This window comes from Nocardioides sp. (genome assembly GCF_031397825.1).
GTDB lineage: Bacteria > Actinomycetota > Actinomycetes > Propionibacteriales > Nocardioidaceae > Nocardioides.
In genome coordinates this window covers 20,849-32,409 of record NZ_JANNML010000095.1, presented here as the reverse complement: position 1 = coordinate 32,409, position 11,561 = coordinate 20,849, and the positions used below count along the sequence as shown (strand labels likewise).

Here is an 11,561-nt window from a genome sequence, read left to right as displayed (position 1 = left end):
CCCCCCCCCCCCCCCCCCCCCCCCCCCCCCCCCCCCCCCCCCCCCCCCCCCCCCCCCCCCCCCCTTCTCCGCTTGCGCCCGTCGGCCCCCCCCCCCCCCCCCCCCCCCGACTCGGCAGGTCAGCGCAGGACCGGCGGGTTGCGGATCGTCAGCCACGACAGCGCCCCGCCGGCGACCAGCAGCCCCGCGCAGACCAGCAACGCGGAGGAGTAGGCGGCGTCGAGGGCGACCGGGTCGGCGTACTGCTCCCCGCCGAGGCCCACGGCCACCGGCAGGGCGGCGACCGCGAGCAGGGAGCCGGCGCGGGAGACGGCGTTGTTGACGCCGCTCGCGATGCCGGCGTGCTCGTCGGGGGCCGCGGCGAGGACGGTGGCCGTCAGCGGGGCGACGAGCAGCACCAGCCCGAGGCCGAAGACCGTGATCCCCGGCAGCACGTCGCGCCAGTAGACGACGTCAGCACCGATGCGCAGCAGGAGCAGCGTGCCGACGGCCATCGCGACCGGGCCGACGGTGAGCGGCAGCCGCGGGCCGAGCCGGGCGCCGAGCGCACCGCCGCGGGCGGCCAGCAGGAGCAGGCACAGCGTCATCGGCAACGTGGCCGTGCCGGCGGCCAGCGCTCCGTAGCCGCCGACGGTCTGCAGCTGCAGCGTCAGGAAGAAGAGGATCGCGCCGAGTGCGGCATAGACGAGCAGGGTCATGGCGTTGGCCGCAGCGAAGGTCCGGTCGGCGAAGATGCCCAGGTCGAGCATCGGCTCGCGCTCACGCCGCTCGACCAGCACGAACGCCGCACCCGCGAGGACCGCCAGCCCGCCGGCGTACGGCGCCAGGGCGCCGCCCCACTGGATCAGGGCGTACGTCGTGCCGCCGAGCGCCGCGGTCGCCAGCAGCGCCCCCGTCACGTCGAGGTGGGCCGACGCGTGCGGATCGCGCGTCTCGGGCACCGCGCGCTGCGCGACGACGACGGTCACCAGGGCCAGAGGAGCGTTCACCAGGAAGATCCAGCGCCACGAGGCCTGGTCGATGAGCACCCCGCCGACGAACGGGCCGAGCGCGGCGGCGATCCCGCCCAGGCCCGACCACGCCCCGATCGCGCGCGCCCGGTCGTCGTGGGCGAAGGCGCCCTGGATCATCGCCAGGCTCCCGGGCGTCAACATCGCGCCGCCGACGCCCTGGAGGACCCGGGCCAGGATCAGCACCTCGGGCGTGGTCGCGAGCCCGCACAGCAGCGAGGCACCGGCGAACCAGACGGTGCCGACGACGAAGACCCGGCGCCGACCGAAGCGGTCGCCCAACGAGCCGCCCAGCAGGATCAGGCTGGCCAGCGACAGCAGGTAGCCGTTGGTGATCCACTGCAGCTCCGCCAGGCTGGCGTCGAGGTCCTCCCCGATGCTGCGCAGCGCGACGTTGACCACCGTGCCGTCGAGCATGGTCATGCCGGAGCCGAGGGCCGCGGCCGCGATCACGGCCCGTCCGGTCGGCGTCCCGAGCCGTACGACGCCGGCACCCGCATCGCTCACGCGGCTGACTCTAGGGGTCGCCCCGCCGTGCCGAGTCGGCGCGATGTTGCACCGGTTGCAACATTGCGCCGACTCGGCTCAGCGCAGGACGCGCTCGGCGATCCAGGCGATGTCGCGTGCGGTGTCCTCGGGCGAGCCGCTGGGCTGCATCACGTGGCTCAGCACCACCCGGACGACCATGTCGATCGCTGCGTCGAGCCGGGCGGGGCCGAGGTCGAGGCCATAGGGGGCGATCCGCTCGGCGATGACCCCCTTGGCCACCACCAGCAGCGAGTCGGCGTGGGTGGTGAGGAGCGGGAGGAGCTCGGTGTCGGCACCGTGTGTCGCCGACACGACCGCGTGCAGCAGGGGGTTGCCGTGGGCGAGCTCGAGGACGGTCTGGGAGGCGCCCTGGATGGCCCCCACCAGGTCGTCGGGGTGGGCGTCGAAGGCCACGCTGACCACGCCCATGAAGCGGTCGAGCTCGCGCAGGATCATCGCCTCCGCAAGGCCGGCCTTGGTGCCGATCTCGTTGTAGACCGTCTGCCGGCTGACCCCCACAGCATCGGCCAGCTTGGCCATCGTGACGTGCGACCAGCCCATCTCGGACGTGAGCCCGACGGCCGCGTCGACCACGCGCTCACGCATGGTCTCGACGGGCGGCAGGCTCACGTCCGACAGGGTAGTCATCAGTCCCTGAGCGTCAGCGCCAGGACGGGGCAGGCCTGTACGGCGGCGAAGACCTGGGCCCGGTCGGACTCCGGCGGCGAGTCGTCGAGCACGGTCATGACCTCGTCGCCCTCCGGTGTCTCCGTGACCTCGAAGTAGTCGTGGGCCATCGCCTCGCACATGCCGAGGCCCTCGCACCTGCCGCGGTCGACCTCGATCTTCACGCCGACTCCACCGAGGTCAGGGGCACGAAGTCGACCTTCTCGCGGACGCCACAGTCGGGGCAGCACCAGTCGTCGGGGATCTCCGACCAGGCGGTGCCGGCAGCGAATCCCTCGAGCTCGTTGCCGACCTCGACCTCGTAGGTGTGGCCGCAGCCGGGGCAGCGGGCGGCCATCACCTCATCGGGCACCAGCGCCGCAGCAGCCGCCGCGTCGACCGAGGCCTGCTCGGCCGCGATCTCCTCGGCGGTCTGCTTCACCGGTGGCGGGTACTTCGCGAGGATCTTGTCCCGCTTGCGGGGCTGCAGGTTGGCCCGGGTCAGGTCGCCGTCGAAGTGCGCGAGCACCCGAGGGTCCATCACGCGGCGGTAGAGCGGCGGGAAGAGCGCGAGCGTGATCATCCCGGCGTAGCCGGTCGGCAGGACCGGTGACTCCTCGAAGTCGCGCAGGGTCTGGTAGCGACGGGTCGGGTTGGCGTGGTGGTCGCTGTGGCGCTGCAGGTGGTAGAGCAGCACGTTGGTGGCGATGTTGTTGGAGTTCCACGAGTGCGACGGGTCGACGCGCTCGTAGCGCTCCTTGCCGGGCTTGCCCACCTTCTGGCGCAGCATGCCGTAGTGCTCCATGTAGTTGACGACCTCGAGCAGCGAGAAGCCGATGACGGCCTGGAGCAGCAGGTAGGGGACGACCTCGAGACCCAGCCAGGCGACGACGCCGCCGAACAGGACGGCCGACATCAGCCAGGCGTTGAGCACGTCGTTGCCGATGCGGAACGGGTGCTGGTCACGACGGGCGTAGCGCTTCTTCTCCACGTGCCACGCGCTCTTGAGGGAGCCGGCGACAGTGCGGGGCCAGAAGGCGTAGAAGCTCTCGCCCATGCGGGAGGAGGCGGGGTCCTCGGGGGTGGCGACGCGCACGTGGTGGCCGCGGTTGTGCTCGATGTAGAAGTGGCCGTAGAAGCTCTGGGCCAAGGCGATCTTGGAGAGCCAGCGCTCGTTGGCCTCGCGCTTGTGGCCGAGCTCGTGGGCGGTGTTGATGCCGATCCCGCCGATGCAGCCGATCGACAGCGCCAGGCCGACCTTGTCCCAGGTGGTCAGGTCGCCGCCGATGCCGAGCGGGTCACCGCGGGCGATGAGGTACATCGCGCCGAGGAACCCGACGTACTGGATCGGCAGGAAGAGGTAGGTGACCCAGCGGTAGTACCTGTCCGCCTCGAGGGCCTCGATGGCCTCGTCGGGCGGGTTGGAGCGGTCGAGGCCGGAGAACAGGTCGATCGCGGGAACGATCACGAGGATCACCACGGGGCCGATCCAGAAGAACGCACCCACCCCGGTCGCGAGCCACGCGCCGTAGGCCAGGAAGGCGAGCGAGGGCACGACGAGCCCGATCAGCCACAGGTAGCGCTTCTTGTCGGTCCACTGGTCGCTCGAGCCGGACGGGACGGTGCTGTTGGCGACGCTCTCGGTAGGGATGTTCATCGTCAGCCTCCTTGCTGGTTTACAGGAAGGTAGCGTTTGTAAACGAGGTTGACAAGGGGTTGACGTTTGTAAAGTTTGTCGGAGTGCTCCCGCCCGCCTGCGGGCTCATCCGCTCCGTTGCTTCTTGCGCAGGCGGTCCAGCGCACCGGCCATCTGTTGCGCGACGGCCGGGGCGCCGAAGCAGCGGAAGTGGACCACGTGCCGGGCGGTCCTCAGCCCGATCGTCTTCGACACTCCCCGGCCACCGCTCAGCTCGACGCCCGTGACGTCGCGCAGGTTCAGGTCCACCATCGCCAGGCCCTGTCCCGTGCGAGAGGCCACGTAGTTGACGTGCAGGCCCGTCAGCGTGAGTCGACCCGGCACCCACGCGGCTCCGAAGGACGCCTGAAAGCGATCGAGGGCCGTGTCCGTGCCGCTGCCACCGGCGCCACCCGTCGTCTCGACCATGAGGTGGCCGCTCTTCGAGCTCAGCACTCCGTAGGACATGCTCGATATTCTGCGCCGACGAGATGTATACATCCAGGGGCATGTGGGTACTGGTCTAGATTTGGCTCGCGCCCAGGGCCAAAGGTCACCGCTCTCGGATCATCCCTCGTCATCGGCGCCCACCACTGGCACCCGCTGTGACGGGGCGTCACAATGACGCCACGAACGACGCGTCGAGGGGTGCACGATGACACAGCCGCAGGGCATGGGGCCCGCCTGCGCACGCTGTGGCGCGCCGTCCGTGACCGGGCGGTTCTGCACCAACTGCGGCGCTGCCGTCGGAGCCGCAGCGGACGCCGGCCCGCCCGCGGGCCTCGAGCCGGGGGCGCTGACGGCCACCGCTACCACGGGCCCCTCCGGCTTCACCCGCGCCATGCGTGCCGTCGCGCACTTCCGCACGCCGCTGGTCCTGCTGCCCCTCGTCGGCGCCCTCGTGGTCTCGGGCGGGATCGGCGCCCGGATGCTCTGGGAGCAGGTGCCCGGCCCCGAGCCCGAGGCCGCGACCGTCCGCTGCTGGGACGGTGAGAGCAGCACCGAGCCGCAGGACTGCGGGCTCCCCGAGGGGGTCGCCGGCCTCCGCTGGGTGTTCCCGTCCTTCCAGCCGGACGAGGACGAGTGCCGTGACGTGCTGCTCGCCAACCCCGCCTTCACGCGCCCCACGATGTGGGAGTGCACCGTCGAGGTCGGCGGTGCCCCTGTCGTCATCACCTACAGCGAGCTGACCGGCGTCAAGCCGGCTCGTGCGTTCATCCAGCGCGAGTACGGCGACGCGGAGCGGCTCACCGTGGAGGCCGACAACGGCACCCCGGTGCGCTTCGAGTGGCGCCGCGAGCTCGACGGCCAGGACGGCCCGACGGGCTTCGTCGTCACGTCGATGTACGTCGACCTGCCCTACGCCGTGGAGGTCCGCGCCGAGGACCGCGTGCTGCGCGAGGACGCGCTGGCGACGGTCGTCAGGTTCCGTGGGGTGGCCTCGATCAGCTATCGCTGATCGCCCCGGATCGCCGCCGCGACCGCCTTGGGCACGTCGGGGTGGAAGACGCTGGGGATGATGAAGCTGGAGTTGAGCTCCTCGTCCTTGACGACCAGGGCGATGGCCTCGGCCGCACGCAGCAGCATCTCCACGGTGATCTCGGAGGCGCGGGCGTCGAGCAGTCCGCGGAAGACCCCGGGGAACGCCAGCACGTTGTTGATCTGGTTGGGGTAGTCGGAGCGGCCGCTGGCCACGACCGCGGCGTACTTGTCGGCCTCGGCGGGGTCGACCTCCGGGTCGGGGTTGGCCAGCGCGAAGACGACCGCCTCGGGTGCCATGTCCTGGATCCACTCGGCCTGGAGCACGCCGGGGGCGCTCACCCCGATGAAGACGTCGGCGCCAGCCAGGCCGGCGCGCAGGTCTCCGGTGACCAGGCGGGGGTTGGTCGCCTCGGCGAGCTGCTTCTTGGCCGGCGACAGGCCCGGCAGGTCCGGTACCAGGCAGCCCTCACGGTCGAAGACCACCACGTCGGTGACGCCCGCCGCCAGCAGCAGCGTGACGATGGCCGAGCCGGCGGCGCCGGCTCCGGACACGACGACGCGAGCGGCGGCAAGGTCCTTCTTGACCACGCGCAGCGCGTTGGTGAGCGCCGCCAGGACGACGATCGCGGTGCCGTGCTGGTCGTCGTGGAAGACCGGGATGTCGAGGCTCTCGCGCAACCGGCGCTCGATCTCGAAGCACCGGGGCGCCGCGATGTCCTCGAGGTTGATGCCGCCGAAGCCGGGGGCGATCATCTCCACCGCACGCACGATCTCGTCGGTGTCCTGGGTGTCGAGACAGATCGGCCAGGCGTCGATGTCGGCGAACCGCTTGAAGAGCGCGGCCTTGCCCTCCATGACCGGCAGCGCGGCGCCGGGGCCGATGTTGCCGAGGCCCAGCACGGCGGAGCCGTCGGTGACGACCGCGACCGTGTTGCCCTTGGAGGTCAGGCGCCACACGTCCTCGGGGTGCTCGGCGATCGCCATGCTGACCCGGCCCACGCCGGGGGTGTAGGCCATCGAGAGGTCGTCACGGTTGCGCAGGGGCACCTTGCTCTTGACCGAGATCTTGCCGCCGAGGTGGAGCAGGAAGGTGCGGTCGCTGACCTTGTAGACCTCGACGCCGGCGACCTGGTCGACCGCGACCTCGAGCTCCTTGGCGTGCTCGGCATCGCCCGCGGAGCAGGTGACGTCGAGGACCAGGCGCACGCTGGTCGACTCCGCGACGTCGATGGCGGTGACGATGCCACCCGCGGTGGCGATCGCCGTGGCGACCTGTCCCACGACGCCGTGGTCGGGCGCGGTGTGCAGGCGCATGGTGATCGAGTACGACGACGTGGTGGCGGAGTGTCTTGACACGCTCGCCACCTTGTCCCTCCCCCGGGGTTACGGGCAAGTCACAAGGGCGCAGGCTCCGACCACAACGACCACAACGGCCGCCCGCATCGACAATCAGGCCGGCCGTGACCGCCGTCACAATTGTGCACTTTCACCAATAGAGTGCAAGAATGCACTCCATGAGCAAAAGTGCATCGACCCGTGAACGACGCCGGCAGGAGACCGAGCACCGGATCGCCCTGTGCGCGCTGCGCCTCACCGACGAGCACGGGCTCGACGGCTTCACCATGGAGGACCTCGCCGACGCCGCCGAGGTGTCGCGCCGCACCCTGTTCAACTACTTCCCGAGCAAGCTCGACGCCGTGCTCGGCAGCCCGCCGGAGATCCCGCCGTCGGTGATGGCGACGTTCCACGCCGGCGGCCCCCACGGCCACCTCATCGACGATCTCGGGGTGCTGGTCCGTGTCGTCCTCGACGGCAAGGACATCACCCGTGACCAGATGGCCCTCGGGCGTCAGGTCATCACCGGCGAGCCTCGCCTGATCATGGCCGCCCACGCCCGCTTCGAGGAGATCACGGCCGAGTTCGTCGACGTGATCCTCGCCCGCGAGGGCCAGGACTTCGGCGCCGACCGGGCCCGGCTGCTGATCCGGCTGCTCGTGGCGCTCTTCGACGGCTGCCTCCCCGGCTCGGAGCACGAGCCCGAGCGCTCGCTGGCCGACCTCTACGACGACAGCCTGCGCGCCGCGCGCGAGCTCCTCGCCTGACCGCTCCACCCCACCTCTTCCTCCGCTCACCTTCCTCATCCCAGGAGACCCCGATGGCCACCCTGCTCCACCGACTCGGCAAGACGGCCTACCGCCGCTGGCCCCTCTTCCTCGCGGCGTGGATCGTCGCCATGGTCAGCGTCGGCGCGTTCGCCGCGACCATGTCCAAGCCGATGACCGACTCGTTCTCGATCCCGGGCATCCCGTCGGAGAAGGCCGCCGACCTCCAGGCCGAGCTCTTCCCCGGCGCCGTCGACGCCTTCGACCAGGCCACGGTCAAGGTGGTCGTAGCCGCCCCCGAGGGCGCCACGCTGGCCGAGCCGTCGTACGCCGCCCAGGTCGACGACCTGATCACCGCGCTGGCCGCGCTCCCGCAGATGCCGGAGACGCCGCTGGCCAACCCGGTGCGGCTCGCCGAGTCGCAGCGCGAGCAGATCGTGCAGGCGGCCACGGAGTCCGGAGGCTCCGTCGAGGCGGCGCAGGCCAACGCCGAGGCCATCTCGCCCCTGAGCGAGGACGGTCGGGTCGGGACCATCACCTGGGACTTCGACGTCGACACCGTCGCCGACGTGGAGCCCGCCACCATCGAGGCCCTGATGGAGGTCATGGACGACGCCAGCGGTGACGGTCTCACCGTCGAGGCCAACGGCTCCGGCACCACCGGCATGGCCGAGATCGGCGGCACGTCCGAGCTGATCGGCATCGGCGTCGCGCTGATCGTGCTGATCCTGACCTTCGGCTCGCTCATCGCCGCCGGCCTGCCGATCATCACCGCCATGGTCGGTGTCGGCCTCGGCATCACCGGCATCACCGCGATGACGGCCTTCACCGACATCGGCTCCACCACCCCGATGCTCGCGACGATGATCGGTCTCGCGGTCGGCATCGACTACGCCCTGTTCATCCTCGCCCGCTACCGCAGCGAGCTCCAGCACACCGACGACCGCGAGGAAGCGGTCGGCATCGCCGTCGGCACGGCCGGGTCGGCCGTCGTCTTCGCCGGCCTCACCGTGATCATCGCCCTCACGGCGCTGCTGCTGGTCGGCATCCCGTTCCTCGCGAGCATGGGTGTCGCCGCCGCTGCGACCGTCCTGGTCGCCGTCCTGGTCGCCCTCACGCTGCTGCCCGCCATCCTCGGCATGACCAAGTCGAAGGCGTTCGGCGGCCGGGTGCGGCACTACCGCCCCACCCGTGAGAGCAACGGCCTGATCCTCAACAACGGTGTCCGCTGGGCGCGCACGATCGCCAAGGCCCCGGTGGCCTTCGTGGTCGTCACGGTCCTCGGCCTCGGCGCCCTCGCGCTGCCGCTGCAGAGCCTGCACCTGGCCTTCCCCAGCGACAGCACCGCGTCGACCGACACCACCCAGCGCCAGGCATCCGACCTGGTGGCCGAGGCCTTCGGTCCCGGCCGCGACGCCCCGATGCTGCTGGTCGTCGACGCCCGCGACCTCCCCGAGGCCGACCGCGGCGCCGCGTTCGGCGAGGTGGCTGCCTGGGCGTCGGCCCAGGACGGTGTCGCCAACGCCCAGGTCGCGGGCACCAACGAGGACGGCTCCGGCGCGCAGCTCCTCGTCACGCCGGCCACCGGCCCGGAGGACACCGCCACCGAGAACCTCCTGACCGACCTGCGCGACGGCCAGGCGGGCATCGAGGACGAGACCGGCACGACGATCGGCGTGACCGGCCTGACCGCGATCACCACCGACGTCTCCGAGCGTCTGAGCAGCGCCCTGCCGCTCTACCTCGCGGTCGTCGTGGGCCTGGCCTTCATCCTGCTGATGATCGTCTTCCGCTCGATCCTGGTGCCGCTCACCGCCACGCTGGGCTTCCTGCTCTCGGTCCTGGCGACGCTCGGCGCGACCGTCGCGGTCTTCCAGGAAGGGCTGTTCGGGATCGTCGAGGGTCAGCCGATCGTCAGCTTCATGCCGATCTTCCTGATCGGCCTGGTGTTCGGCCTGGCCATGGACTACCAGGTGTTCCTGGTGACCCGGATGCGCGAGGCCCACGTGCACGGCATGTCGACCCGCGAGGCCGTGGTCGACGGCTTCCGCAACTCCGCGAGAGTCGTCGCCGCGGCCGGCGTCATCATGATCTCGGTCTTCGCGGCCTTCATCCTGATCGACGAGCCGATCATCAAGTCGATGGGCTTCGCCCTCGCCGTGGCCGTCTTCTTCGACGCCTTCATCGTGCGGATGACGCTGATCCCGGCGCTGATGTACCTCATGGGCGAGAAGGCCTGGTGGCTTCCCGCCTGGCTCGACAAGATCCTGCCCAACGTCGACGTCGAGGGCGAGAAGCTACCGCGTCCGCACCTCACCGGTCGGTCGCTGGAGGACGAGCTCGAGGACCTCGACCAGGACAGCTCGGTCAAGGTCTGACCCAGGTCAGCACGACGAAGGGCCCCTGGCGCACCTGCCGGGGGCCCTGCGTCGTACGACGGGGTGGTGGGCCTCCGGCGTGGAGTCGTGTGCCGGAGGCAGCGCTCAAGCGCTCGCTGCGGCACACGACCTGCGGGGGCGCGACACCGCGCACGCTGGCCGCCCGAGTCGTGTGCCGGAGGCAGCGCTCGAGCGCTCTCTGCGGCACACGACCCGCGGGGGGCGCCACACCGCGGGGCGCGACACCGCGCACGCCCGCTCCGGCTCACCTCAGGGCACGACGGCCCGCGCGAAGAACGTCAGCAGGTTGCCGTCGAGGTCGAGTGCCGCGAACTCACGGGTGCCCCAGCCCGTGTCCTGCGCCGAGCCGCCGTCGGTCGGGTGCAGCACGACGGCGAGCGCCAGCTCGTCGTGGAGGGTGTCGACCTCGTCGACCTCGATCCGGCAGCTGGCGGTACCGGCGATGAAGTCCTCGGCACCGGTGCGGACGGGGCAGTCGGCCAGGTCCGCCGGGTCGCGCAGGCGCCACCCGGTGTCGCCCGCCACCCACAGGTGCAGCTCCGCTGCGTCTCGTACGACGACCGCGAAGCCGGCGTCCTGGTGGCGGGCGACGAACCCGAGCCGGTCGGCGTAGAACGCGACCGCTCGGCCCACGTCGGTGACCGGCAGGGCAGGGACCGTGGTGCTCAGGCGCATCGGAGCCTCCGGGTGGCGGGGCTCCCCATGGTGCTACGTCCTGGGCTGCTTCGACAGGTGGTCGAGGAGGTTCTTGGAGAAGCGGTCGCCCATGGTCGCCATGACGCCCTTCATCGCGGTGGTGACCGCGGGTGAGGAGAGCCGTGGCAGCGGCAGGCTGGCGCAGATGTCGAGGCTGGTCACGAGCTGCGTCCCACCCTCGGCCTCGCTCAGCTCGTACCACCCGTTGACGCCGGCGCGCTCCTTCTCGCCGTCGGCCGGGTCGTGCTTGAACTCGATGCGCTCGAGGTCGGTGAGGATCATCCGCTCGGTGAAGACCGGGGCGAAGCCCACACCGAGCACCTCGAGGCCGCTCATCGACCAGCGCCAGTGCTCGCCGTCCTCGACGATCCTCTTGACGAAGGGCGTGAAGCGGGCCACGAGGTCGGGGTCGACGAGCACGTCCCAGATCTGCTGGCGGTCGTAGGGGACGAGGGCCTCGGCCTTCGTGCCTGCGGAGAAGGTCGCCATCCTCAGGCCTTCAGGGCCTTCTCGACGTCGCCCTTGATCTTCTCGGGCTTGGTGGTCGGCGAGTAGCGGCTGATGACCTGGCCGTCCTTGCCGACGAGGTACTTGGTGAAGTTCCACTTGATCTTGCTGCCGAGCAGGCCGCCCTTCTCGGAGCGCATCCACTGGTAGAGCGGGTGGGCGCCGTCGCCGTTGACCTCGACCTTGCTGAAGAGCGGGAACGTCACGCCGAAGTTGCGCTCGCAGAAGCCGGCGATCTCGGCGTCCTCGCCCGGCTCCTGGCCACCGAACTGGTCGCAGGGGAAGCCGAGGACGGCGAAGCCCTGGGTGTTGTAGGCGTCGTGGAGCTCCTGGAGCCCCTTGTACTGGGGCGTGAAGCCGCACTGCGACGCGGTGTTGACCACGAGGACGACCTGGCCGGCGTAGGCGGAGAGGTCGACGTCCTGGCCGTCGATGCTCGTCGCGCTGAAGGTGTGGAGAGAGCTCATGGACCTAGTGTCCCTGGCCGCGCCAAGTC

Annotated in this window: 12 protein-coding genes; 3 read left to right on the top strand and 9 right to left on the bottom strand. The window is 70.9% G+C overall.

Translation table 11 applies throughout. The annotated features are described in order from the left end of the window. Positions 1-119: 119 nt before the first annotated feature. From RMN98_RS08570 to RMN98_RS08550, 5 genes are all read right to left on the bottom strand, one after another. On the bottom strand, positions 120-1,517 hold the full coding sequence (locus RMN98_RS08570; RefSeq protein ID WP_309648395.1) for an MFS transporter: 1,398 nt from the start codon (positions 1,515-1,517) through the stop codon (positions 120-122). A 78-nt stretch (positions 1,518-1,595) separates the two neighbouring features. Continuing rightward, entirely contained in the window at positions 1,596-2,168 is a 573-nt protein-coding gene (locus RMN98_RS08565) for a TetR family transcriptional regulator (RefSeq protein WP_309648394.1), read from the bottom strand. Between the two features lie 17 nt (positions 2,169-2,185). Further along, entirely contained in the window at positions 2,186-2,389 is a 204-nt protein-coding gene (locus RMN98_RS08560) for a ferredoxin (RefSeq protein ID WP_309648393.1), read from the bottom strand. Beyond that, positions 2,386-3,861 carry a fatty acid desaturase gene (locus RMN98_RS08555; protein WP_309648392.1) on the bottom strand — a complete coding sequence of 492 codons (1,476 nt, stop codon included), beginning with the start codon at positions 3,859-3,861 and terminating at the stop codon, positions 2,386-2,388. Before RMN98_RS08555 ends, RMN98_RS08560 begins: the two co-directional genes overlap by 4 nt. A gap of 105 nt (positions 3,862-3,966) precedes the next feature. Then, complete coding sequence (locus tag RMN98_RS08550) at positions 3,967-4,347, bottom strand: hypothetical protein (RefSeq protein ID WP_309648391.1); 381 nt, start codon at positions 4,345-4,347, stop codon at positions 3,967-3,969. Positions 4,348-4,534: 187 nt separating this feature from the next. Between RMN98_RS08550 and RMN98_RS08545 the strand changes: the two genes are divergently transcribed. Next, positions 4,535-5,338, top strand: coding sequence for a hypothetical protein (locus tag RMN98_RS08545; RefSeq protein WP_309648390.1), 804 nt, complete (start codon positions 4,535-4,537; stop codon positions 5,336-5,338). Here RMN98_RS08545 and RMN98_RS08540 read toward each other — a convergent pair. Continuing rightward, positions 5,329-6,675 (bottom strand): NAD-dependent malic enzyme, encoded by a 1,347-nt coding sequence (locus RMN98_RS08540; RefSeq protein ID WP_309648396.1) that lies wholly within the window; start codon positions 6,673-6,675, stop codon positions 5,329-5,331. The genes RMN98_RS08545 and RMN98_RS08540 overlap by 10 nt on opposite strands. A 200-nt stretch (positions 6,676-6,875) precedes the next feature. Here RMN98_RS08540 and RMN98_RS08535 point away from each other — a divergent pair, with 200 nt between their 5' ends. Both RMN98_RS08535 and RMN98_RS08530 read left to right on the top strand, forming a co-directional pair. Continuing rightward, complete coding sequence (locus RMN98_RS08535) at positions 6,876-7,463, top strand: TetR family transcriptional regulator (protein ID WP_309648389.1); 588 nt, start codon at positions 6,876-6,878, stop codon at positions 7,461-7,463. Positions 7,464-7,516: 53 nt separating this feature from the next. After that, positions 7,517-9,841, top strand: coding sequence for an MMPL family transporter (locus RMN98_RS08530; RefSeq protein WP_309648388.1), 2,325 nt, complete (start codon positions 7,517-7,519; stop codon positions 9,839-9,841). A gap of 270 nt (positions 9,842-10,111) precedes the next feature. Here RMN98_RS08530 and RMN98_RS08525 read toward each other — a convergent pair whose 3' ends face one another. Genes RMN98_RS08525 through RMN98_RS08515 form a run of 3 tightly spaced genes read right to left on the bottom strand, consistent with a single transcriptional unit; the run spans position 10,112 to position 11,532 of the window. Beyond that, on the bottom strand, positions 10,112-10,537 hold the full coding sequence (locus tag RMN98_RS08525; RefSeq protein ID WP_309648387.1) for a VOC family protein: 426 nt from the start codon (positions 10,535-10,537) through the stop codon (positions 10,112-10,114). 33 nt (positions 10,538-10,570) lie between these two features. Further along, entirely contained in the window at positions 10,571-11,047 is a 477-nt protein-coding gene (locus RMN98_RS08520) for an SRPBCC family protein (protein WP_309648386.1), read from the bottom strand. Between the two features lie 2 nt (positions 11,048-11,049). Then, positions 11,050-11,532, bottom strand: a complete 483-nt coding sequence (locus tag RMN98_RS08515) for a glutathione peroxidase (RefSeq protein WP_309648385.1) — start codon at positions 11,530-11,532, stop codon at positions 11,050-11,052. Positions 11,533-11,561 lie beyond the last annotated feature (29 nt).